Source organism: Streptomyces sp. NPDC000134 (genome assembly GCF_042899225.1).
In the GTDB taxonomy this organism is placed as follows: Bacteria; Actinomycetota; Actinomycetes; order Streptomycetales; family Streptomycetaceae; genus Streptomyces.
Window position 1 is genome coordinate 164,421 of sequence record NZ_JBIAZN010000006.1, and the last position, 23,193, is coordinate 187,613.

General features: G+C 70.8%; 23 protein-coding genes. 12 read left to right on the plus strand and 11 right to left on the minus strand.

Annotated features, from left to right (window positions below):
• Positions 1-37 precede the first annotated feature (37 nt).
• The 4 genes from ACFY32_RS11410 (at position 38) to ACFY32_RS11425 (ending at position 4,491) form a co-directional block, all read left to right on the plus strand.
• Positions 38-1,018 carry a hypothetical protein gene (locus ACFY32_RS11410; RefSeq protein ID WP_359196529.1) on the plus strand — a complete coding sequence of 327 codons (981 nt, stop codon included), beginning with the start codon at positions 38-40 and terminating at the stop codon, positions 1,016-1,018.
• A 115-nt stretch (positions 1,019-1,133) separates the two neighbouring features.
• Positions 1,134-1,784 carry a peptide deformylase gene (def, locus tag ACFY32_RS11415; protein ID WP_390673988.1) on the plus strand — a complete coding sequence of 217 codons (651 nt, stop codon included), beginning with the start codon at positions 1,134-1,136 and terminating at the stop codon, positions 1,782-1,784.
• A 256-nt stretch (positions 1,785-2,040) separates the two neighbouring features.
• Entirely contained in the window at positions 2,041-3,117 is a 1,077-nt protein-coding gene (gene cyc1, locus ACFY32_RS11420; RefSeq protein WP_359196523.1) for an epi-isozizaene synthase, read from the plus strand.
• Positions 3,118-3,120: 3 nt separating this feature from the next.
• Positions 3,121-4,491: a cytochrome P450 gene (locus ACFY32_RS11425; protein WP_359196521.1), complete on the plus strand. Its 1,371-nt coding sequence runs from the start codon at positions 3,121-3,123 to the stop codon at positions 4,489-4,491.
• A gap of 19 nt (positions 4,492-4,510) precedes the next feature.
• Here ACFY32_RS11425 and ACFY32_RS11430 read toward each other — a convergent pair whose 3' ends face one another.
• Positions 4,511-5,476, minus strand: a complete 966-nt coding sequence (locus ACFY32_RS11430; RefSeq protein WP_359196518.1) for a helix-turn-helix domain-containing protein — start codon at positions 5,474-5,476, stop codon at positions 4,511-4,513.
• Positions 5,477-5,569: 93 nt separating this feature from the next.
• On the opposite strand from ACFY32_RS11430, the gene ACFY32_RS11435 reads away from it, so the two are divergent.
• Positions 5,570-5,791, plus strand: coding sequence for a hypothetical protein (locus ACFY32_RS11435; RefSeq protein ID WP_359196515.1), 222 nt, complete (start codon positions 5,570-5,572; stop codon positions 5,789-5,791).
• A 133-nt stretch (positions 5,792-5,924) separates the two neighbouring features.
• On the opposite strand, the gene mctP is transcribed toward ACFY32_RS11435, so the two are convergent.
• The 3 genes from mctP to ACFY32_RS11450 form a co-directional block, all read right to left on the minus strand.
• Entirely contained in the window at positions 5,925-7,535 is a 1,611-nt protein-coding gene (gene mctP / locus ACFY32_RS11440; RefSeq protein WP_390673989.1) for a monocarboxylate uptake permease MctP, read from the minus strand.
• Positions 7,532-7,789 (minus strand): DUF3311 domain-containing protein, encoded by a 258-nt coding sequence (locus ACFY32_RS11445; RefSeq protein ID WP_359196509.1) that lies wholly within the window; start codon positions 7,787-7,789, stop codon positions 7,532-7,534. Before ACFY32_RS11445 ends, mctP begins: the two co-directional genes overlap by 4 nt.
• A 236-nt stretch (positions 7,790-8,025) precedes the next feature.
• On the minus strand, positions 8,026-8,790 hold the full coding sequence (locus ACFY32_RS11450; RefSeq protein ID WP_359196506.1) for a GntR family transcriptional regulator: 765 nt from the start codon (positions 8,788-8,790) through the stop codon (positions 8,026-8,028).
• 452 nt (positions 8,791-9,242) lie between these two features.
• Between ACFY32_RS11450 and ACFY32_RS11455 the strand changes: the two genes are divergently transcribed.
• From ACFY32_RS11455 to ACFY32_RS11470, 4 genes are all read left to right on the plus strand, one after another.
• Positions 9,243-10,544, plus strand: coding sequence for a sugar ABC transporter substrate-binding protein (locus ACFY32_RS11455; protein ID WP_390673990.1), 1,302 nt, complete (start codon positions 9,243-9,245; stop codon positions 10,542-10,544).
• Between the two features lie 137 nt (positions 10,545-10,681).
• Complete coding sequence (locus ACFY32_RS11460; RefSeq protein WP_359196500.1) at positions 10,682-11,674, plus strand: sugar ABC transporter permease; 993 nt, start codon at positions 10,682-10,684, stop codon at positions 11,672-11,674.
• Positions 11,671-12,546: a carbohydrate ABC transporter permease gene (locus ACFY32_RS11465; RefSeq protein WP_359196497.1), complete on the plus strand. Its 876-nt coding sequence runs from the start codon at positions 11,671-11,673 to the stop codon at positions 12,544-12,546. The genes ACFY32_RS11460 and ACFY32_RS11465 overlap by 4 nt, the downstream gene beginning before the upstream one ends.
• Positions 12,547-12,556: 10 nt before the next feature.
• A complete protein-coding gene (locus ACFY32_RS11470) occupies positions 12,557-14,047 on the plus strand; it encodes a glycoside hydrolase family 3 protein (protein ID WP_359196494.1) in 1,491 nt (496 codons plus the stop codon).
• A 354-nt stretch (positions 14,048-14,401) separates the two neighbouring features.
• Here ACFY32_RS11470 and nagB read toward each other — a convergent pair whose 3' ends face one another.
• Together nagB and ACFY32_RS11480 are read right to left on the minus strand one after the other, a co-directional pair.
• Positions 14,402-15,187: a glucosamine-6-phosphate deaminase gene (nagB, locus tag ACFY32_RS11475; protein WP_359196009.1), complete on the minus strand. Its 786-nt coding sequence runs from the start codon at positions 15,185-15,187 to the stop codon at positions 14,402-14,404.
• A gap of 180 nt (positions 15,188-15,367) precedes the next feature.
• The gene (locus ACFY32_RS11480) at positions 15,368-16,120 is read right to left on the minus strand and encodes an SDR family oxidoreductase (protein ID WP_359196012.1); all 753 of its coding nucleotides are present in this window, start codon (positions 16,118-16,120) and stop codon (positions 15,368-15,370) included.
• Between the two features lie 94 nt (positions 16,121-16,214).
• Here ACFY32_RS11480 and ACFY32_RS11485 point away from each other — a divergent pair, with 94 nt between their 5' ends.
• Entirely contained in the window at positions 16,215-16,820 is a 606-nt protein-coding gene (locus ACFY32_RS11485) for a TetR/AcrR family transcriptional regulator (protein WP_390673991.1), read from the plus strand.
• Positions 16,821-17,240: 420 nt separating this feature from the next.
• The gene (locus tag ACFY32_RS11490; RefSeq protein ID WP_359196470.1) at positions 17,241-18,707 is read left to right on the plus strand and encodes a PAS domain-containing sensor histidine kinase; all 1,467 of its coding nucleotides are present in this window, start codon (positions 17,241-17,243) and stop codon (positions 18,705-18,707) included.
• A 225-nt stretch (positions 18,708-18,932) separates the two neighbouring features.
• On the opposite strand, the gene ACFY32_RS11495 is transcribed toward ACFY32_RS11490, so the two are convergent.
• Together ACFY32_RS11495 and ACFY32_RS11500 are read right to left on the minus strand one after the other, a co-directional pair.
• On the minus strand, positions 18,933-19,190 hold the full coding sequence (locus ACFY32_RS11495; protein WP_003973730.1) for a WhiB family transcriptional regulator: 258 nt from the start codon (positions 19,188-19,190) through the stop codon (positions 18,933-18,935).
• 320 nt (positions 19,191-19,510) lie between these two features.
• A complete protein-coding gene (locus tag ACFY32_RS11500; protein WP_359196018.1) occupies positions 19,511-20,479 on the minus strand; it encodes a diacylglycerol kinase family protein in 969 nt (322 codons plus the stop codon).
• A gap of 116 nt (positions 20,480-20,595) precedes the next feature.
• Between ACFY32_RS11500 and ACFY32_RS11505 the strand changes: the two genes are divergently transcribed.
• On the plus strand, positions 20,596-21,057 hold the full coding sequence (locus ACFY32_RS11505) for a hypothetical protein (RefSeq protein WP_390673992.1): 462 nt from the start codon (positions 20,596-20,598) through the stop codon (positions 21,055-21,057).
• 45 nt (positions 21,058-21,102) lie between these two features.
• On the opposite strand, the gene ACFY32_RS11510 is transcribed toward ACFY32_RS11505, so the two are convergent.
• The 3 genes from ACFY32_RS11510 to ACFY32_RS11520 all read right to left on the minus strand — a co-directional run bounded on the left by ACFY32_RS11510 (position 21,103) and on the right by ACFY32_RS11520 (position 23,183).
• A complete protein-coding gene (locus ACFY32_RS11510; protein ID WP_390673993.1) occupies positions 21,103-22,224 on the minus strand; it encodes an RNA polymerase sigma factor SigF in 1,122 nt (373 codons plus the stop codon).
• Positions 22,225-22,241: 17 nt separating this feature from the next.
• The gene (locus ACFY32_RS11515) at positions 22,242-22,655 is read right to left on the minus strand and encodes an anti-sigma regulatory factor (RefSeq protein WP_359196026.1); all 414 of its coding nucleotides are present in this window, start codon (positions 22,653-22,655) and stop codon (positions 22,242-22,244) included.
• Between the two features lie 261 nt (positions 22,656-22,916).
• Positions 22,917-23,183, minus strand: coding sequence for a UBP-type zinc finger domain-containing protein (locus ACFY32_RS11520; protein ID WP_359196028.1), 267 nt, complete (start codon positions 23,181-23,183; stop codon positions 22,917-22,919).
• Between the last annotated feature and the right edge of the window lie 10 nt (positions 23,184-23,193).

A 23,193-nucleotide genomic window follows, 5' to 3' on the forward strand; every position in this document is an offset into this window, starting at 1 on the left:
CAGCCAGCCCACAGAACGGAACTGGCAGGCGGGAATCGTGAGGATCTTCGGCAAGGGACGGCACCGGCCCTCCGCCTCCTGGCGGCAGGCCACGGACCGGGCGTTCACGCTGATCGGCGACGGCCGGTACGAGGACGCGGGGGCACTGCTGACGAGGGCCGCCGATCTGGAGCCGTGGCTGTCGGAGTCGTGGTTCAACCTGGCCCTGCTGCACAAGTTCCGGCACGACTGGGAGCAGGCCCGCACGGCGGGGCTCAGGGCCGTCGCGCTGCTCGACCGGGACGCCGGGGCGCCCGACTGGTGGAACGTCGGCATCGCCGCCACCGCCCTCCAGGACTGGCCGCTGGCCCGCCGCGCCTGGCAGGCGTACGGGCTGCGGATGCCCGGGGACGCCACCGACTCCGGCGAGCCGCTCGGCATGCACCTGGGCAGCGCGGCCGTCCGGCTCTCCCCCGAGGGCGAGGCCGAGGTGGTGTGGGGGCGGCGGCTCGACCCCGCCCGGATCGAGGTGCTGTCCATCCCGCTGCCGTCCTCCGGGCGGCGCTGGGGCGAGGTGGTCCTGCACGACGGCGTCCCGCACGGCGAGCGGACCACCGCCGCCGGGCACGCCTACCCCGTCTTCGACGAGATCGAGCTGTGGGCGCCCTCGCCCGTGCCGACCTGGGTGGTGCTGCTGGAGGCGGCGACCGAGTCCGACCGGGACGCGCTGGAGCAGCTCGCCGCGGACGCCGGGTTCGCGGCGGAGGACTGGTCGTCGTCCGTGCGGCTGCTGTGCCGGATGTGCTCGGAGTCGCGGATGCCGGCCGACGAGGGCGACGGGGAGCATCTCGACCCGCACGACCACAGCGAGCCGGGGCACCCGGGGCCGCTGGGGCACCGCACGGACGGGCAGTTGTGGGTGCCGGAGCGGGAGTGCGGGGTGGCCGCGCCCGCTTCGCTGGTCCGGGGGCTGCTGGACGGGTGGGTCGCGGACAGTCCGGATTCCCGGGACTGGCGGGATCTCGAGGAAGTCTGTTAGCCCGCGGGTTCGTCGTGGTCGTCCGCGCGGTTCCCCGCGCCCCTGACGGGGCTCGTTCCCCGTAACCTGTATCGAGCAGGAGACCCGGTTTCATTCAGGAAGGCGTACGTCCGTCATGGCGCAGCAGGACACCGATCACCAGCACGAGGGCGTGCTCCCCGTGGACGACGAGGGTTACGTCATCGACACGGAGGACTGCGAGCAGCGCGAGGCCGACTGGCGCGAGCGCGGCACCTCGCGGCCGATCACGGTGGTCGGGAACCCGGTGCTGCACAAGGAGTGCAAGGACGTCACCGACTTCGGCGAGGAACTCCAGCAGCTCGTCGCGGACATGTTCGCCAGCCAGCGCACCGCCGAGGGCGTGGGCCTGGCCGCCAACCAGATCGGTGTCGACCTGAAGGTCTTCGTCTACGACTGCCCCGACGACGAGGGCGTCCGGCACGTCGGCGTGGTCTGCAACCCCGAGCTGGTCGAGCTGCCCGCCGAGTCGCGCCGCCTCGACGACAGCAACGAGGGCTGCCTGTCCGTGCCGACCGCGTACGCGCCGCTGGCCCGCCCCGACTACGCCGAGGTCACCGGGCAGGACGAGAAGGGCAACCCGGTCAAGGTGCGGGGCACCGGCTACTTCGCCCGGTGTCTGCAGCACGAGACCGATCACCTGTACGGGTACCTCTACATCGACCGGCTCTCCAAGCGGGAACGCAAGGACGCGCTGCGGCAGATGGCCGAGAACGAGCCGCGCTACCCCGTCGTCCCGAACGACTGACCTCCCGCCCCACGACACCCCCCGCGCACGGCGCCGGTCCGGCAACACCGCCCGGATCAGGCGCCGTTCGCGCGTGTTCCCCCGGAAAGCCGCCACACAACAGGAGGTTCCCGGCACCTCGGGGTAGTCAATAAAGCAGTTCCGTTCCCAGAACGGTCAGTTGTGGTGCTGAATGGGAAGTGCGGAGATACGCAACGGCGCACGTCCGGCACAGCGCAAGGGGCGTGCGTCCTCGGCGGCTGAGAGGGGTTCGTTCGTGCGTTTCTCACACGGCAGCACATCGACACCGACCGCGATCGCTGTTCCACCGTCGCTCGCCCTTCCAGTGGTCGAAGCGGCCTTTCCCCGGAGGCTCCATGAGTATTGGCCAAAGCTTCAGGAGAAGACCCGCGCCTGGCTGCTGGAAAAACGGCTCATGCCGGCCGACCAGGTGGAGGAATATGCCGACGGCCTGTGCTACACGGACCTCATGGCCGGGTACTACCTGGGCGCTCCCGACGAGGTCCTCCAGGCCGTAGCGGACTTCAGCGCCTGGTTCTTCGTCTGGGACGACCGGCACGACCGGGACATCGTGCACGGCCGGACCGCCGCCTGGCGGCGGTTGCGGGGCAGACTGCACCGGGCTGTGGAGGCGCCCCGGGCCCATCTGCGCCACGAGGACCCGCTGGTCGCCGGGTTCGCCGACAGTGTGCTGCGGCTGTACGCCTTCCTGCCGGCCACCTGGAACGCCCGGTTCGCCCGGCACTTCCACGCGGTGATCGAGGCGTACGACCGGGAGTTCCGCAACCGCGCGCACGGTGTGGTGCCGGGCGTCGAGGAATACCTCGCGCTGCGCCGCCTCACCTTCGGGCACCGGATCTGGACCGATCTGCTGGAACCGAGCGCGGGCCGCGAACTCCCCGACCGGGTGCGCAGGCACCCGGCCTATCGGCGGGCCGCGCTGCTGAGCCAGGAATTCGCCGCCTGGTACAACGACCTGTGCTCACTGCCGAAGGAAATAGCGGGCGACGAGGTCCACAATCTCGGCATCAGTCTCATCACGCACGAGAGAATGACCCTGGAGGAGGCGATCGCGGAAATGCGGCGGCGGATCGAGCGATGCGTCACCGAATTCATGGCCGCCGAACGGGAAGCGCTGCGGTTCGCCGGCGAACTCGACGACGGCACCGTGCGCGGAAAGGAACTCGGTGCCACCGTGCGTGCCTGTGTGGGGAACATGCGGAACTGGTTCAGTTCCGTCTACTGGTTCCACCACGAGTCCGGCCGTTACATGGTCGACAGTTGGGACGACCGGTCCACGCCCCCGTACGTCGACAACGAAGCGGCCAGGTGAGAAATGACCGTCGAGTCCGCCGGACCTGCCACCGCGGCCGGTGCCGAACTGCGTGAGCCGCCCGTCGCGGGCGGCGCCGTGCCGCTCCTCGGCCACGGCTGGAGACTGGCCCGCGACCCGCTCGCCTTCCTGACCCGGCTGCGCGACCACGGCGACGTGGTCCGCCTGAGGCTGGGCCCGAAGACGCTGTACGCCGTCACCGCCCCGCACCTGACCGGCGCGCTGGCACTCAGCCCCGACTACATCATCGCCGGCCCGCTCTGGGAGTCCCTGGAGAGCCTGCTCGGCAAGGAGGGAGTGGCCACCGCCAACGGCCCGCTGCACCGGCGCCAGCGGCGCACCATCCAGCCCGCGTTCCGGCTCGACGCGATCCCCGCGTACGGGCCGATCATGGCGGAGGAGGCGTACGCGCTGGTGGACCGCTGGAGCACCGGGGAGGTCCTCGACGTCACCACCGAGTCCTTCCGCGCGGCCGTGCGGATCTCCGCGCGCTGTCTGATGCGGGGCGGCTGCATGGACGCCCACGCCGAGCGGATCTGCGCCGATCTCACCACGCTGTTCAGCGGTATGTACCAGCGCATGGTCGTGCCCCTCGGGCCGCTTTACCGCATCCCCGTGCCGAGCAATCGGGAATTCGACCGGGCGCTGGCCGATCTGCACCTCCTGGTCGACGAGATCGTCGCCGACCGGCGGGCCGGCGGGCAGAAACCGGATGATCTGCTGACGGCATTGCTGGACGCGAAGGACGAGAATGGCGAGCCCATCGGGGAACAGGAGATCCACGACCAGGTCATCGCGATCCTCACACCCGGCAGCGAAACCGTCGGGTCCGTGATCATGTCGTTGCTCCTGGTCCTCACCGAGCATCCGGAACTCGGCGACAAGATCCGCGCCGAGGTGGAAAAGGCGGTGGGGGACCGGCCCGTCGCATTCGAGGACGTCCGGAAGCTGACGTACACCGCGAATGTGGTCGTGGAGACAATGCGGCTGCATCCCGCGGTGTGGGTACTGACGCGGCGCACGGTGGCCGACACCGAGCTGGGCGGATACCGCATCCCGGCCGGCGCGGACGTCATCTACAGTCCGTACGCCGTCCAGCGCGACCGGCGCTCGTTCGACCGGCACGGGGAGTTCGACCCCGACCGGTGGCTGCCCGGACGCGGCGGGGAGGTCCCCAAGCACGCCATGGCCCCGTTCGGCGAGGGCAACCGCAAGTGTCCCAGCGACCACTTCTCGATGGCCGAACTCACCCTGATCACGGCCGTGCTGGCCACCGCCTACCGCTTCGAGCAGGCGCCCGGCTCGGACCCCCGGCCCCGGATCGGCATCACGCTGCGGCCCCGGGGGCTGAAGGTGCGGGCCCTGCCGCGCTGACCCGGAACCCGCCGCGCGTTCAGGCGGCCTGCGGGCCCCTGAACGTGCGGCGGTAGGCGTTCGGCGTGACGCCCAGGGCCCGGACGAACTGGTGGCGCAGCGCCGCCGCCGTGCCGAACCCGGCCCGCCAGGCGATGGTGTCCATCGTCTCGTCCGTCGCCTCCAGCAGATGCTGGGCGAACAGCACCCGCTGGCGCAGCAGCCAGCGGTAGGGCGTCGTCCCCGTCTCCTGCTGGAAGCGGCGGGCGAAGGTGCGCGGGGCGAGATGGGCGCGGGCGGCCAACTGCTCGACGGTGACCTCCTGGTCGAGGTTGCGCTCCATCCAGGCCAGCACCTCGCCGACGGTGTCGCAGGAGGAGCGCGGCAGCGGCCGCTCGATGTACTGCGCCTGCCCGCCGTCCCGGTGCGGGGGGACGACCATGCGCCGGGCGATGCCATTGGCGACCTCGGGCCCCTGTTCCTTGCGGACCAGGTGCAGACAGGCGTCGATCCCGGCGGCGGTGCCGGCCGAGGTGATCACCGGGTCCTCGTCGACGTAGAGCACGTCCGGTTCGACGGTGGCCCGGGGGAACTGCCGGGACAGCTCGGCGGTGTGGTGCCAGTGCACCGCGCAGCGCCGCCCGTCCAGCAGACCGGCGGCGCCCAGCACGAAGACCCCGGAGCACACGCTGAGCACCCGGGTGCCCCGGTCGACCGCCCGGCGCAGGGCGTCGAGCAGCTCCGGCGGATACTTCCGGCGGGAGTAGTCGGCGCCCGCCGGGACGGCGATCAGATCGGCCTCCTCCAGCCTGTCCAGGCCGTACGGCGTGCAGACCGTCAGGCCGCCGACATGGGTGGCCAGGGACGGGCCCTCCGCGGAGACCACCGTGAAGTCGTACACCGGCAGGCCGTCGTCGCTGCGGTCGGTGCCGAACACCTCGCAGATCACGCCGAGTTCGAAGGGATGCACCCCGCCCAGCAGTACCGCCGCCACGTTTCGCAACATACCGCCAGTGTGCCTCGTAAGTGGCAGGAATTCGAGGTCTTACGGCAGTCCTGCCGCTCACGGTAAGGAGTGACCGGCGGGACAGTGGTGTGCATGACCGGAGAACAGACAGAAGCCCTGATCGGAATGCTCGTGACCCTCGGACTCTTCGTCGTGATGGTCCTGCCCTCGGTGGTCGGCCTGGTCCGCGAACGGCGGATCGACCGCGAGATCGCGCGGGCCCAGAAGTCCGCGTCGAGGCCGACGGAGCCCTCGACCGCCACCGCCACCCGGTACGCCGGGGCACGCCGCTCGAAGAAGCTGGTCAGTTCCTGAACCCCCTTGCAACTCCGTGCCGGAGCGACTGGCGGGGGAGGCGCTCGGGCGGGCGGGGAGACGGCGACGGGCCGCCGGGACGCGTGGTCCCCGGCGGCCCGTGACGGGTGCGTGCGCCCCTTCGGGACGCCTCTCAGTGGCCGGAACCCGCGGTCGCCGGCGGGAGTTCGACCTGGACGCCCGGGTCGCCCGCGTCGGCCGTGTAGTCGGCGGGGCTGGTCTCGTCGATGCCGTCGGGGGCCTTCGCGGCCCGCAGGACGACGGTGAGGACGACCGTCACCAGGACGTTCAGGACGAAGGCGGTGAGGCCGATGTAGCCGATCTCGCCGATGCCGGGGATCTCCTTCGAGGAGCCGCCGAAGTGCTTCTGCGTCGGCGAGGCCACGCCGTACGCGGCGACCGTGCCGTAGACCATGCCGACCGCCCAGCCGCCGAGCAGCGCCCAGCGGTGGAACCAGCGGGTGAACAGGCCGCCGACCAGCGCCGGGAAGGTCTGCAGAATCCAGATGCCGCCGAGCAACTGGAAGTTGATCGCGACCGTCTTGTCCATGCCGAGGACGAAGATCAGCGCACCGACCTTGACCAGCAGCGACACCAGCTTGGAGACCTTGGTCTCCTGCTCCGGGGTGGCGTCGGGCCTGATGAAGTCCTTGTAGATGTTGCGGGTGAAGAGGTTCGCCGCCGCGATGGACATGATGGCCGCCGGGACCAGCGCGCCGATCCCGATCGCCGCGAACGCCACGCCCGCGAACCAGTCCGGGAACATGTCCTCGAACAACTGCGGGATGGCCAACTGCCCGTTCTGCACCTTCACCCCGGCCGCGATCGCCATGAAGCCCAGCAGCGCCAGCAGGCCCAGCATCAGCGAGTACAAAGGCAGGATCGTGGTGTTGCGGCGGATCACCTCACGGCTGCGCGAGGAGAGCGTCGCGGTGATCGAGTGCGGGTACATGAACAGGGCCAGCGCGGAGCCGAGGGCCAGCGTGGCGTACGTCCACTGGCCGCCGGGGGCCGGTGTCACCCCGCCGGCGCCCGCCGCCTCGAACTTCTCCCCGGCCGCGGCGAAGATGTCGTCGAAGCCGCCCAGCTTGATCGGGATGTAGATGATCGCGACCGCGATCACCAGGTAGATCAGCGTGTCCTTCACGAACGCGATCAGCGCGGGCGCCCGCAGCCCCGAGGAGTAGGTGTACGCGGCCAGCACGCCGAAGGCGATCAGCAGCGGCAGGTCCTTGACGAACCAGTTGGTGTCCTCCCCGCCGCCCACGCCCATCACGTCCAGCACGGCCTGGATGCCGACGAGCTGGAGCGCGATGTACGGCATCGTCGCGAGGATGCCGGTGACGGCGACCGCCAGCGACAGGCCCTTCGAGCCGAACCGGCCGCGCACGAAGTCGGAGGTGGTCACGTACCCGTGCTTGTGCGAGACCGACCACAGCCGGGGCAGGAAGGTGAAGATCAGCGGGTACACCAGGATCGTGTACGGCACCGCGAAGAAGCCGGATGCGCCGGCCGCGTAGACGGCCGCCGGGACGGCGACGAAGGTGTACGCCGTATAAAGGTCGCCGCCCAGCAGGAACCAGGTGATCCAGGTGCCGAACGAGCGGCCGCCCAGGCCCCATTCGTCCAGGCTCTGCTCGTTCTCGGCCCGGCGCCAGCGGGCGGCCAGGAAGCCCATCGCGGTGACGATCAGGAAGAAGAAGATGAAGACGGCGAGCGCGACGCCGTTCACGCCCTCGTTCATTTGCCCGCACCCCCCTTGCGGGCGCGCTGGTCACGCTGCCACAGCTTGTACGCGATCATGGTCAGCGCGGTGGAGATCAGCACCCAGGCCATCTGGTACCAGTAGAAGAACGGGATGCCGATGAACGCCGGGTCGGTCTTCGCGTACGAGCCGACCCACAGCATGGCGACGAACGGTGCGATCAGGCAGACGCCGATGACGACGCGCACCGGCGTCACCACCGGCCCCCCGCTCGCTTCCGGGGCTTGTGACATGGCTGCGGCTCCGTCCCCTAGGTGATCACCTCTGCGATGCGCGGCAATCTAGGTGACGGTGACACGACAGCGGAAGACCCCGTCCGCATATCGGCCCGCGGCGACCGGCCCGCCGTCCAGCGGCGGCGAGGACCCTCGTGCGGACCGGCCTCCGGGCCGTGAGAGGTGGCCGATGGCGCCGAGGGGTCCGTGGACGCCCGTCCGCTGCTGTCCGCCGGGTCCGGGCCCGGGGGCGGTCAGTCCTGGGGGCGCTTGAGCCGGGCCACGAACTTGTAGCGGTCGCCCCGGTACACCGAGCGCACCCACTCCACCGGCTGGGCGTTCCGGTCCCGGGAGTGCCGGGAGAGCATCAGCATCGGCAGCCCCACGTCGGTGCCGAGCAGCCCGGCCTCGCGCGGGGTGGCCAGCGAGGTCTCGATGGTCTCCTCGGCCTCGGCGAGATGGACGTCGTACACCTCGGCGAGGGCGGTGTAGAGGGACGTGTACTTGACGAGGCTGCGGCGCAGGGCGGGGAAGCGCTTGGCGCTCAGGTGGGTGGTCTCGATGGCCATCGGCTCCCCGTTGGCCATGCGCAGCCGCTCGATGCGCAGCACCCGGCCGCCGGCGGTGATGTCGAGCAGCCCGGCGAGCCGGTCGTCGGCGGTGATGTAGCCGATGTCCAGGAGCTGCGAGGTGGGTTCCAGGCCCTGGGCGCGCATGTCCTCGGTGTACGAGGTCAACTGCAGCGCCTGGGAGACCTTGGGCTTGGCCACGAAGGTGCCCTTGCCCTGGATGCGCTCCAGGCGGCCCTCGACGACCAGTTCCTGCAGGGCCTGGCGCACGGTGGTGCGAGAGGTGTCGAACTCGGCGGCCAGGGTGCGCTCGGGCGGCACCGGGGTGCCCGGCGCCTGGGTCCGCGTCATGTCGAGCAGATGCTTCTTCAGACGGTAGTACTTGGGCACGCGCGCGGTACGGACGGTCGCCCCACCCTCGTTCTCCGCACTGCTGACGTCGGTGCTCATGCTCTGCCTTCCCGGCTCCGGGTGCCGAAGCGACCGACATCCGCTATCGGCCACGGCTCACATCGTGGCACGGCGGCGCGCGGGGTGTGCCCGCACGCTCCGTGATCCCCTCTGTATACCTCCGCGCCCCCCGTTGGTCTAGTCCACCGCGCCGTACGGCTCCGGTGGTACGCGGGTGCGGGTACCCTCCGCGGGCGCCCGCGCGGGCCGGTGGTACGTCCGCCGGCGACCGCCCGTTCTGCCGCTTGCGGAATGAAAGGTCCCTGCATATCTCGGTCGCATCACGGAGCCCGGGAGCGTGCTTTCACACCCTTGACAGCCTTATTGGTCTGGGCCAGGCTCCCCGTACTGGTCTACACCATTGGTCCAGGTCCCGGCCCCAAGGGCGGTCACGTGTCTGCGAGTTACCGCGGGGAGGCAGGGGGGTTTGTGGCATCCCTGAGGAGGGTGGCGTGAAGCGCAAGCTGATATCCGCGATCGGTGTCGCGGGCATGATGTTCTCCATCGCGGCGTGCGGGGGCTCCGACGACGGCGCGTCCGGGCAGGACCCGAAGGACCGCAAGGGCGAACTGACCGTCTGGCTGATGGTCGACGCCCAGAGCAGTTGGCCGGAGCTGGTCAAGCAGGCCAACGCCGACTTCAACAAGAAGTACCCCGGCGTCAAGGTCAACGTGCAGTACCAGCAGTGGGCCGACAAGACCAAGAAGCTGGACGCCGCGCTGTCCGGGGACAAGTTCCCCGACGTGGTCGAGCTGGGCAACACCGAGACGATGACGTACATCCTCAACGGTGCCCTCGGCGAGATCGACGAGAAGAAGTACGACAACTCGGACACCTGGATCAAGGGTCTGAAGGACACCTGTTCCTACGAGGGCAAGCTCTACTGCGTCCCGTACTACGCCGGTGCCCGGGTCGCCATCTACAACAAGGACATGTTCAAGGCCGGCACCGGCTCCGACCAGTTGCCCACCACCGAGGACGACCTCCTCAAGGCGCTCGACAAGGTGCAGGCCAAGTACAAGAAGGACAACGCCTTCTCCTCGCTGTACCTGCCGGGCCGTTACTGGTACGCCGCCATGTCCTACGTCGCCGCGTACGGCGGCCAGATCGCCACCTACGACGAGGGCGCCAAGGAGTGGAAGGCCGCGCTGTCCACGCCCGAGGCGCAGCAGGGCATCCAGCACTTCGTCGACCTGGTCAAGAAGTACAACCACGGCGACCAGACCAAGGACGAGCAGGACCACGCCAACGTCATGGCCAACGAGAAGGCGGCCCTGCTCTACGGCAACGGCTGGGAGGCCGGCAGCGTCGTCGACTCCAAGGCGAACGGCAACGCCAAGCTGAAGGACAAGATCGCGGTCGCGGGCATGCCCGGCCCGAACGGCAAGGCGCTGCCCTCCTTCATCGGCGGCTCCGACCTGGCCACCATCTCCAAGTCCGACAACCAGGACCTGGCGCAGGACTGGATCTCGATGTTCACCAGCGAGAAGTCCGAGGCCGCGCTCGCCGCCAAGGACATCCTGCCCAACAACACCAAGCAGTTGGAGCCGCTGAAGTCCAAGCCGGCCACGGCCCCGATCGCCAACGCGGTCCCCGACGCGTGGTTCACGCCGATCGCCCCCGGCTGGGCCGCGATCGAGAAGAAGGAGACCCTGGAGACGATGCTGCTCGACATCCTCAAGGGCAAGTCGGTCGCCGACGCCACCAAGGCGGCGGACGCGGAGATCAACTCCCTGATCAACGAGACCGCCTGATCCAGGCGCCCCACCCTCGTTGACCTCCGGTGCCTTGCCCGGCCCTCCGGCCGGGCAAGGCCGGTCGGGTTGCCGGCCCCCTGGCGGTGCGCCGGCCACCGATCCGATGCAGACCCTTCGAACGGAAGGCCAGCACAGTGAGTGCCGCCGACATCAAATCAGCCGAACCGGAGGTGTCCGGCCCGCGGGCGCGTCCCAGTGACGGCCCGGCACCGTCCGCGCCCCGCAGGACCCGGTGGACGAACGGGCCCCTGCTGCCCTACCTGCTGATCGCCCCGGCGGTCGTGGCACTCGCCGCGGTGTTCGTCTGGCCGCTGATCAAGACCGTCATCATGTCCTTCCAGGACGTGGGCCGGCGGGAACTGTGGACCGGCGAGGCCGCCGAGTGGGTCGGCTTCGAGCAGTTCACCAACATCCTCGGCGACGGCGAGTTCTACGACGTCCTGTGGCGGACCGTGCTCTTCATGGTCGTGTGCGTGGTCGCCACCATGGCCATCGGCCTCTTCCTCGCCCACTCCATGCAGCGCATGACCAAGGCGGTACGGCTGCTGCTGACCGGCGCGCTGATCGCGGCCTGGTCGCTGCCGCTGCTGGTCGCCACCTCGATCTTCCGCTGGTTCGCCGACTCCGACTACGGCGTCGCCAACATGGTGCTGTCCAAGTACTTCGGCATGGACTACCAGGGCCACAACTGGTGGCTCGACCCCAAGCAGGGCTTCTTCATGATCGGCGCGGTGGTGGTGTGGGGCGCGGTGCCCTTCGTCGCCGTCACCCTGTACGCGGCGCTCACCCAGGTACCGGCCGAACTGGAGGAGGCCGCCGAACTCGACGGCGCCGGACGCACCGGCGTCTTCCGCTACGTCACCTGGCCGGTCATCAAGCCGGTCTTCCAGATGGTGGCCACGCTCTCGGTGATCTGGGACTTCAACGTCTTCGGTCAGGTCTTCCTGATGCGCGGCAACAAGCCCGAGCCCGAGTACAACCTGCTCGGCCTCTACTCCTACGAGAAGGCGTTCGAGTCCAACTCCTTCAGCCAGGGCGCCGCCATCGCGCTGATCACCGTGCTGCTCCTGTCCGGCGTGGCCGTCTACTACCTGCGCCAGTTGCTCAAGATCGGAGAGGTCGAGTGAGTGACACGACCGCCACCCGCGCCCCGGCGTCCCCCTACCGGCCCGACCGCAAGAAGCGCAGCCGGCACTTCTACAACGCCGTGGGACTCGTCGCCTTCGTCGTGATGGCCTTCCCGGTCTACTGGCTGGTCGTCAGCTCCCTGCGGACCAACGCCGAGATCCGCTCCTACGACCAGAAGCTCTGGCCGACCTCCCTCACCTTCGACAACTTCCGCCGGGCGATCGACGCGCCGAACTTCGGCACCGCCATCCAGTCCAGTCTGATCATCTGCGTGACCGCCGTCGTCGGCGCGATGGTGCTCTCCACCATCGCCGCCTTCGCCATCGGCCGGTTCCGCTTCGCCGGCCGCAAGGTCTTCATGATCGTGCTGCTGGTGGTGCAGTTGCTGCCGCCCACCGCGATGCTCATTCCCCTCTACATCCAGTTGAACGACCTGGGCGCGATCAACGAGTACTGGGGCGTCATCGTCATCTACCTGGTCTCCACGCTGCCGTTCGCCACCTGGATGATCCGCGGCTTCGTCGTGAACATCCCGCTGGAGCTGGAGGAGGCCGCGATGGTCGACGGCTGCTCCCGGATGGGCGCCTTCTGGCGGGTGGTCTTCCCGCTGCTCGCGCCCGGCCTCGCCGCCGCGTCGATCTTCTCGCTCATCAACGCCTGGAACGAGTACCTGCTGGCCTACATCGTGCTCCAGGACAACGACAAGTACACGCTCAACGTCTGGCTCATGAACTTCACCACCTCCCGCGGCACGGACTACGGCGCCCTGATGGCCGCCTCCACGCTGATCGCGATACCGGTGGTCGCCTTCTTCATGATCGTCCAGAAGAAGATGGCCGCCGGCCTCACCTCCGGCGCCGTGAAGGGATGACGCCGACCCGATGACGACACTCACCAGTGGCACCGACACCCTCACCCGCAACGCGCTGACGGTCCTCCAGCCCGGCTTCACCGGCACCACCGCCCCCGACTGGCTGCTGCGCCGCCTCGGCGAGGGCCTCGCCGCCGTCGCCCTGTTCGGCCGGAACGTCACCTCCGCCGAGCAGGTCGCCGCCCTCACCGCCAAGCTGCGCGCCGAACGCGACGACATCCTGGTCGCCATCGACGAGGAGGGCGGCGACGTCACCCGCCTGGAGGTGCGCACCGGCTCCTCCTTCCCCGGCAACCACGCGCTCGGCGCGGTGGACGACGCGGAACTGACCCGGGGCGTCGCCGCCGAACTGGGCCGCCGGCTCGCCGCCTGCGGGGTGAACCTCGACTGGGCCCCGTCCGCCGACGTCAACGCCAACCCCGACAACCCGGTGATCGGCGTCCGGTCCTTCGGCTCCGACCCCGCCCTGGTCGCCCGGCACACCGCCGCCTACGTCACCGGACTGCAGTCGGCGGGCGTGGCCGCCTGCACCAAGCACTTCCCCGGCCACGGCGACACCGCCGTCGACTCCCACCACGCGGTGCCCCGCATCGACGCCGCGGCCTCGGTGCTGGCCGAGCGCGACCTCGTGCCCTTCCGCGCGGCGATCGAGGCCGGCACCCGGGCGGTGATGAGCGCCCACATCCTGGCCCCGGCCCTGGACCCGGACCACCCCGGCACCCTCTCCCGGCGGGTCCTCACCGAACTCCTCCGCGGCGAACTGGGCTACGACGGCCTGATCGTCACCGACGGCATCGAGATGCGGGCCATCGCCGGCACCTACGGCATCGAACACGGCAGCGTCCTGGCCATCGCGGCCGGCGCCGACGCCATCTGCGTGGGCGGCGGCCTCTCCGACGAGGAGACCGTCCGCCGACTGCGCGACGCCCTGGTCGCCGCCGTCCGCTCCGGCGAACTGCCCGAGGAACGCCTCGCCGACGCCGCCGAGCGCGTCCGCGCCCTGGCCCGCTGGACGTCGGCCACCGCCGCCGCGGGCCGCGCGCTCGCCGCCGACGAGGAGGTCGGCCTGCGCGCCGCCCGCCGCGCCCTGCGGATCACCGGCGCGGCCGGCTTCACCCCGCTCACCGAACCCCCCTACGTCGCCTCCCTCACCCCCGCTCCCAACATCGCCGTCGGCAACGAGACCCCCTGGGGCGTCGCCGCCGAACTCCTCCGCCGCCTCCCCGGCACCGGGACCGGCAGCTTCTCCGGCCCCGACGCCGGCGCCGAGGCACTGCGGGCGGCCGGTGACCGCCGCGTGGTGGCCGTCGTCCGCGACGAACACCGCCACCCCTGGATGGCCTCCGCCCTCGACACCCTGCTGGCCGCCCGCCCCGACACCGTCGTGGTCGAGATGGGCATCCCCCAGGCCCCGCCCCGCGGCGCCCTCCACCTGGCCACTCACGGCGCCGCCCGGGTCTGCGGCCAGGCGGCGGCGGAAGCGCTCACGGGCGGGGCGTAGCCCACACCGGCCGATGTGCGAACGGGCCGCGCCTACGGGCCGACCCGCCTCACACCGGGGCGGGCGGCGCCTACGGGGTCGGCCCACCTCACACCGGGGTGGGCCGCGCCTACGGGGTCGGCCCACCTCAACCCGGGGTGGGCGGCGCCTACGGGGTCGGCCCGCCTCACACCGGGGTGGGCCGCGCCTACGGGGCCGGCCCACCCCGCACCGGAGCATGGCCGACCGGCCCCGGCCGGTGCACGCGGCCGACGGCGCGGTCCCCCCCCGCCCCGGCCGGTGGGCCCGCTCGCGGGTACGACAAAGGCGCCGGTCCCCGCGGGGACCGGCGCCTTCGCCCTGTTCCGGGTTGGGCTAGATCCCCTGCCAGTCCGGCTTGTCGGCGTACGTGTGCCGGAAATAGTCGGCGAGCTTCAGCTTGGACGCGGCGGGCTCGTCGACGACCACGGTGGCGTGCGGGTGGAGCTGCAGTGCCGAGGCGGGGCACACCGCGGCGACCGGTCCCTCCACCGTCGCGGCGACCGCGTCCGCCTTGCCCTCGCCGGTGGCGAGCAGCACCAGGTGCCGGGCCTCCAGGATCGTGCCGATGCCCTGCGTGATCACGTGGTGCGGGACCTGCTCGATGTCACCGTCGAAGAAGCGCGCGTTGTCCACCCGCGTCTGCTCGGTCAGCGTCTTGATCCGGGTCCGCGAGGCCAGCGAGGAACACGGCTCGTTGAAACCGATGTGCCCGTCGGTCCCGATGCCCAGCAACTGCAGGTCCACCCCGCCGGCCCCGGCCAGCGCCCGGTCGTACGCCTCGCACGCGGCCTGGACGTCGGCGGCCGTGCCGTCGGGCCCCATGAACGCGTCCATCCCGAGGCCGAGCGGCTCCAGCACCTCCCGCCGCAGCACCGACCGGTACGACTCCGGGTGCTCCGCCGGGAGCCCCACGTACTCGTCGAGCTGGGCTATCCGTGCCCGCGAGGCGTCCACGGCACCGGCGCGCACCTTGCCCGCCAGGGCCTCGTACACGGGCAGCGGCGTCGAGCCGGTGGCCACCCCGAGCAGGGCGTCGGGCTTGCGCCTGAGCAGCTCCGCCATGGCCTCGGCGATCAGCTCGCCGCCCGCCCTGGCGTCCGGAACGATGACAACTTCCACGCTGGCCTGCCGTTCTGAAGAGGGGACTGGAGAACACCCCGGAAGGGCTCTGTGGTTTAGACCAATCTAACAGAGCGGCGCCTTCCCTCCCAGGTTCCCCGGCCCCCCGGCAGGCCGCCACCGCACCCGTCGGCGGACCTGCCCCGGGTCCGCCGACGGGCCGGTCCCCGTCCCCCCGGCCTACGTCAGCGAACCCCCCGTCGCGTCCACCCAGCTCCCCGTGACCCACCGGCCGGCGTCCGAGGCCAGGAAGGCCACCACGTCGGCCACCTCCGCCGGACTGCCCACCCCGCCGAGCGCCGAGAACGCCGCCGCCTTCGCCCAGCCGTCCTCGCTGCCGTGCAGCATCGCGGCCGTGTTGTCCGTGTCGACGATCCCGGGCGCCACCGAGTTCACCGTGATGCCCCGCGCGCCCAGCACCTTGGACAGATCGCGGGAGAAGACGTCCAGCGCGCCCTTGGTCATCGCGTACGCGATGTTGTCCGGCATCACGGCGGTGCGGGCGAGCCCCGAGGAGATGTTGATGATCCGCCCGCCGTCGCGCAGCCGCCGTATGCCGTGCCGGACGAGGAAGAAGGGCGCCCGCACGTTCACCGCGAAGACCCGGTCGTACTCCTCTTCCGCTATCTCCGTGATCGGCCGGCTGCTGCCGATCCCCGCGTTGTTCACCAGGATGTCGAGCCCGTCCGCGTGCCGGTCGAACTCCGCCCACAGCGCCTCGGCGTCCCCCGGCCGGCCCAGCTCCACCCCGATGGCGAACGCCGAGCCGCCCGCCTCCTCGATCGCGGCGACCGTCTCCTTCGCCGCCGCGTCGCTCCTGCCGTAGTGCACCGCGACCCGGGCGCCGTCCCGTCCCAGCCGCTCGGCGATCCCTCGCCCGATGCCCCGGCTCGCCCCCGTGACCAGCGCCGTCCTGCCCGTGAGTACGCCCATGCCGCCGCCCCCTCCAAATTTCTAGTGGTCGCTACAGAAAAGACCGTACAACACTCCGGCGCCATTTCTCTAGTACCCGCTATAAAATCCACCCATGGCAACCGCACCCGGTCGCGGCCGAGGCCGCCCCCGCTCCTTCGACCGCGCCACCGCCCTGGAGAAGGCGCTGATGGCCTTCTGGGAACACGGCTACGAGGCCACGTCCGTCTCCGACCTCACCCGCGTCATGGACATCGGCGCCCCCAGCCTCTACGCGGCCTTCGGCGACAAGCGCTCGCTGTTCGAGGAGGTCGTCGCGGAGTACGGCAGCCGCTACGGCTCCTTCACCGACCGCGCCCTCGCCGAGGAACCCACCGCCCGCGCGGCCGTGGAGCGCACCCTGCGCCAGGCCGCCGTCGAGTACACGGCCCCCGGCCGCCCGCACGGCTGCCTCGTCGTCCACGCGGCCATCAACTGCTCCACCCCCGAGGTCGAGGAGTCCCTGCGCGAGCGGCGCAACGCCAACATCGCCGCGTTCGAGAGCCGCATCCGGGCCGACATCGCCGCGGGCGTCCTGCCGGCGGACACCGACGCCGCAGCCCTGGCCCGGCACACCGGCGCGATGATCCAGGGCATGTCCCAGCAGGCGCGCGACGGCGCGAGCCGGGCGGACCTGGAGGCGCTCGCCGAAATTGCGCTGTCCGTCTGGCCCCGCTCCTGAGCCAACAGGGTTACTCTGCTGATGAGTGTTCGGACGTCCGAGCAGTCGGCGGAAGGTGACAAGAACGGACGCGTCCGCCGCATGGACACCGCTAGTGGTCTAGTCCACAATGGCCACGGGTGATTCGATCGAACGCCGAGCACCTCACGTCAGGCTTCCGCCTTCCCCGCACAGGAGGGCGGACCGAGGAACCGGGCTCTCTGCCCTGACTGCCCCGGCTCCTCGACCTTCGGCCGACCGGGACCGCACACCCCACGGCCGAATATTGCTCCGGGCTGCGGTGCCGGGAGGGTTGAGGGTCCCTCTCAGCGCCGCGGCCCGCGGGTGTTCCCGGGCCCGGGAAGCAGGCCCGTGAGCGGCCCGGTCCGGCCGGTTCCGATCGGTGTCCGAACCGGCGGGTACGCTCACCCCGTGCCCTCCATGAACGAACTCGTGCGCCAGCACACCGCCCTGGACGACTCCGACCTCGAGTGGCTCCACCTGCTGGTCTCGGAGTGGCAGCTCCTCTCCGACCTCTCCTTCGCCGACCTGGTCCTGTGGGTGCCCACCCGGGACGGCACCCGGTACGTCTCGGTCGCCCAGATGCGGCCGAACACCGGCCCCACCTCGTACCAGGACGACATGGTCGGCCATCTCGTCCCGCGCGGCCGGCGCCCCATGCTGGACGCGGCCCTGGACGAGGGCCGGATCGTGCGCGAGGGCGACCCGGAGTGGCGCGAGGAGGTCCCGGTCCGCGTCGAGTCGATCCCGGTACGGCGGCACGGACGCGTCCTCGGGGTCATCGCCCGCAACACCAACCTGCTCACCGTGCGCACCCCGAGCCGTCTGGAGCTGACGTATCTCCAGAGCGCCTCGGACCTCGCCCAGATGATCGCCGCCGGTTCCTTCCCGTTCGAGAACCAGCAGGTCGACATGGACGCCTCGCCGCGCGTCGGCGACGGCCTGATCAGGGTCGACGGCGACGGCATCGTCCAGTACGCCTCGCCGAACGCGCTGTCGGCGTACCACCGGATGGGGCTCGCGGCCGACCTGGTCGGGCATCACCTGGGCCGGACCACCGCCGAACTCGCCCCGTCCCGCGGCCCGGTGGACGAGGCGCTCGCCAAGGTGGCCAGCGGCTGGGCGCCGCGCGAGTTCGAGATCGAGGCCAACGACGGCGTGATCCAGTTCCGCGCCATCCCGCTCAAACCCAAGGGCACCCGCATCGGTTCGCTGGTGCTGCTCCGGGACGTCACGGAACTGCGCCGCCGGGAACGTGAGCTGATCACCAAGGACGCCACCATCCGGGAGATCCACCACCGGGTGAAGAACAACCTCCAGACGGTGGCCGCGCTGCTCCGCCTGCAGGCCCGCCGGATCGGCTCCGAGCGGGGCCGGGAGGCACTGGAGGAGGCCGTGCGCCGGGTGGGGTCGATCGCCATCGTGCACGAGACGCTGTCCCAGAACCTGGACGAGCGGGTGGAGTTCGACGAGATCGCCGACCGGGTCCTGGCGATGGTCGCCGAGATCTCGCCGGGCAAGGTCACCGGCCGGCGCACCGGCCGCTTCGGCATCCTGGACGCCGAGGTCGCCACCCCGCTGTCGATGGTCCTGACCGAGATCCTGCAGAACGCGCTGGAGCACGGCTTCCGCGAGGGCGACACCGGCACGGTCGAGGTCTCCGCGGTCCGCGGCGGCACCAGCAAGGAGGCCCGCCTGCTGGTCACCGTCCAGGACGACGGCGTCGGCCTGCCCGAGGGCTTCGACCCGCACCGCTCGGGCAACCTGGGCCTGCAGATCGTCCGCACCCTGGTCGAGGGCGAGCTGGGCGGCACCTTCGACATGGTCCCGGCTCCCGAGCGCGGCACCCGGGTGATCCTCGACATCCCGGTGCCCGCGCGGAAGTGAGGCCGGTCACGGGCCGCGTCCGGCGCGCGGCGCGGTGAGGAGCACAGCAAAAAGCCCCGGATCACCAGTGATCCGGGGCCAGTGCTCGCTGCTGCCCTTGGGGGTACCCCTGGCTCGAAGAGCTTCGGGGAGCATCGGGGGTACTGCGCGCTGCGGCTCGGGGGGCGGGAGATGCGTACTCGCTGTACGCGCCGCCGACCTCAGGCTGTTTGCGGGGCGGGTGTGTCAGGCGGAGGCCTGACGGGCCCGGTTGCGGGCGGCGCGGCGCTTCATGGCACGGCGCTCGTCCTCGCTGAGACCACCCCAGACGCCGGAGTCCTGGCCGGACTCGAGCGCCCACTGCAGACACTGCTCCATAACCGGGCAGCGACGGCAGACGGCCTTGGCTTCCTCGATCTGCAGCAGCGCAGGACCGGTGTTGCCGATGGGGAAGAAGAGCTCGGGGTCTTCCTCGCGGCAAACGGCGCGGTGACGCCAGTCCATGGCTGCTACCTCTCCTTGGTATGACTGTGCAGGGTGCTTGTGAATGTGAACGCTTTCACGAATCCCTCAACAAGTGAAGGGCCGACCGCCAGGTTTCCCCGGCGTGGTCCTGGGTTTGAAGAGGGGTTCTGGTGATCTGTGGAGGCCGGTGTTGCGGGCCGTCCCGATCGCCACGTAGAGACTCGCAAACCTCAGCGGCGGATACAACCCCTTCCGGAAAGTTTTTTTTGATTCTTCGGTGTCGACTAGGTCACAGCCGTACTTCCATGGGGTGGACCCTGGCCTAAACGTTCGAGTGAAAGGACTTTCGCCTGTTCTGCTCACACAATCACACGCAGTGCACGGCGTACGCCTGTGAACGTCACGCTGGTACGCAGCCCCAGGTGGTCACCGTCCATCTGGAGGGGCAGCGGCACCTTCGAATGCAAGGTGAAGTCGGTCAGATCGTGCAGTGATACGGCGTGCTTTCCCCGGGGGCCGCGCTCGGGGGACGAAGTGAGCAACTGGGTGCCATACCGGGCAACAGCGGCCGTGGACAGGCGGCTGAGACCGAATACGTCGAGTCCGGTGTCGAACGAGGCTTTAGGTGATGCATAGATCGGGCGATTACCCAGGAACGTCCAGGGGCATGTGTTCGAGACTATGGAGAGGACCAGATCGGTGAGCGGCTCCTCGCCGGCCCGCTCCAAAGTGATCGTCCCGCTGCGCCGGTGCGGCTCGCCGAACAACTGGCGTACCACCTGGCGGACGTAGAGCGCGTGGGTGGACTTCTTGCCGCGCTCGCGCTGCTGTTCGACCCGGCCGACGACACCGGCGTCGAAGCCGAGTCCGGCGTTGAAGGTGAACCAGCGCGCGGGCACGGCCTCGTCCTCCGACCCCGGGGTGCCGGAGGTCAGCCCCAGGCCCACGGTGCGCTCGCTGCCCCGGCGCAGGGCGTCCAGCAGGGCGCCGGTGGCCTCCACCGCGTGGTTGGGCAGGCCGAGGGCGCGGGCGAAGACATTGGTGGAACCGCCGGGGACCACCGCGAGGCCGGGCAGGTGCTCCGGGTCGGGGCCCGCGTGCAGCAGGCCGTTGACGACCTCGTTGACGGTGCCGTCGCCGCCGAGGGCGACCACCAGCTCGATGTCCTTGCTCAGCGCCGCCTGCCGGCCGAGGTCCCGCGCGTGGCCGCGGTACTCGGTGGTGACCGCCTCCAGCTTCATCTCGCTGGCGAGCGCGTGGATCAGTACGTCGCGCGTGCGCGCGCTCGTGGTGGTTGCCGCCGGATTGACCACGAGAAGTGCACGCATGGGTTGCAGGGTACCTACTGGGCGGTACCGGGCCCAGTCCGAGGTGTGGATGAGGTACGCGATACCGGCGTGAACCTGGACACGGGCGCCGGTGCCGTGCGGGCTACCCTTCAGGGGTGAGCAGTGAGCAGAACCCCCGCCTCGAAGCCGCCGCCCCCGTCGCCGCCGACGCGGCGGGTCCCCGCCCGGCCCGGCTGACCGCCGCGGCCGCACTCGCCGGGCTGGAGGGGCTCGCGCTCGTGGCCGGCGGGCTCTGGATGCTCGTGGGCGGCCTCACCGGCCACCCCGACGACCGCACCCAGGCCGTCACCGGCGGAGTCACCCTGGTCGTCCTCGCGCTGCTGCCGCTGCTCGCCGCCCGCGGACTGCTCGCCCGGCGGGGCTGGAGCCGGGGCCCCGCCGTGATCACGCAGATCATGGCGCTGCCCGTGGCCTACAACCTGCTCCAGGCCGACAGCGTCGCCATCCCCGCGGGGATCGTGCTCGCCGTGGTGGCCGTCGCGGCGCTGGTGCTGATCGTGAACCCCGAGACCACCCGGGCCCTCGGCATCCGGGGACCCGGCGGCCCCCGGAACTAGCCGGCTCACGGTCCACCGGTCCGCCGGCCCGCCGGCCCCGGGCGGTCACTCCTCGACGAGCAGCTTCTCCCGCAACTGCGCCAGGGTGCGCGCCAGCAGCCGGGAGACGTGCATCTGCGAGATGCCGACCTCCTGGGCGATCTGCGACTGCGTCATGTTGCCGAAGAAGCGCAGCAGCAGGATGCGCTTCTCCCGGGGCGGCAGATCCTCCAGCAGCGGCTTGAGCGACTCCCGGTACTCGACGCCCTCCAGCGCCTCGTCCTCGGCGCCGAGGGTGTCCGCGACCGCCGGGGACTCGTCGTCCGTGTCGGGGACGTCCAGGGAGAGCGTGGAGTACGCGTTGGCGGACTCCAGTCCCTCCAGGACCTCCTCCTCCGAGATGCCGAGCTTCTCGGCCAGCTCGTGCACGGTGGGGGAGCGGCCGTGCAACTGGGACAGCTCCGCCGTGGCCGTGGTGAGCGACAGGCGCAGTTCCTGGAGTCGGCGCGGGACGCGCACCGCCCAGCCCTTGTCCCGGAAGTGCCGCTTGATCTCCCCGACCACCGTCGGGGTCGCGTAGGTGGAGAACTCCACGCCGCGGTCCGGGTCGAAGCGGTCGACGGACTTGATCAGCCCGATGGTGGCGACCTGGGTGAGGTCGTCCAGCGGCTCCCCGCGGTTGCGGAAGCGGCGCGCGAGGTGCTCGACGAGCGGCAGGTGCATCCGGACCAGCCGGTTGCGCAGCTCCGCGTACTCGGGGCTGCCGTCCTCCAGGCCGCGCAGCTCGGTGAACAGGGCCCGCGCCCCGCTGCGGTCCTGCGGGTCGTGGTGTGCGCCCGGCACACCCCGCGCCCCCGGCGCGGCGTCCTCGGATTCTCGCTCGTGCTCGCTCATCGTCCCGCCCGTAGCCCTTTCCGGAGCCCTCGCCTCCGCTCGGCCGGGCCGGGCGGGGACGCCCCCGCTCCGCCCGCCCGCAGGCGCGCTCTGCACGGCACCGTCCCGACCCCCGGCCCGCCGCCCGTCGTCCCGGGCACCGGCTCCCGCGCCGGCGTCCTCGGCGGCGTCCTCGGGGTGCGGGCGGGCCTGCTCGGGGATGCCGTCGATGCCGTCCGCCGTGCACCGCGCCCCGTTCGCGGAACGGGTGTCCTCGGACGGCAGCTCCCGTGTGCCGCGATTCTCGTCCCGCACCGGCCCGTCCCCTGTCCTCACGCCGGCCCGGGTCCCGCGCCGCGCTGTTTGTAGAGACTGATCGACACGGTGTTGTCCTCGTCCACGGCGGAGGAGACCTTGCCCGCGAGAGCGGACAGGACGGTCCAGGCGAAGGTGTCGCGCGACGGGGCGTGGCCGTCCGTGGTGGGCGCCGAGACGGTGACCTCCAGCGAGTCGTCGACGAGGCGGAAGACACAGCTCAGCACGGAACCGGACACGGCCTGCTGGAGCAGGATCGCGCAGGCCTCGTCCACCGCGATGCGCAGGTCCTCGATCTCGTCGAGGGTGAAGTCCAAACGGGCCGCGAGACCGGCCGTCGCCGTACGCAGCACCGACAGGTAGGCACCCGCGGCCGGCAGCCGGACTTCGACGAAGTCCTGGGTCGCGGGCTCGCCTGCGAACTGGGACACCCTCACCTCCAAGGTGGTACAAGCGTTTCAGGGCCGAGGAAGACCCTCGGGTAACGCGGTGACGCGATACGTGGTTCAGCGGTGACGGTATCGCGCTCCGAACTTTCCTGTCCCCGAGACCCCAACCCCTTGCTGTCACTCATAGTAAACACATGAACACGCTGAGTGGCTAGTGGTTGGGCGGGCCCAAATCGGAAGAGCGCGCGCCGGGTTGACGTACCCAGACGTCAGACGGTCGAACCGTCCCTCGTCGGGGCGTCCTCAGCTTGTCACGAGGACGTGGTCGACGAAGCACCAGCGCCAGTCCTCGCCGGGCTCGAAGGTCCGCATCACCGGATGCCCGGTCTCCTCGTGGTGGGCGGTGGCGTGCCGGCGCGGCGAGGAGTCGCAGCAGCCGACATGACCGCAGGTGAGGCAGAGCCGCAACTGCACCGGGTCCGTACCCTCGGCCAGGCACTCCGGACAGGTCTCGCTCAGCGGTCTCGGGTCCGGGTGCGGCAGCGCGTCGACGTGCGTGCACTGTTTCATGATTGCCAGG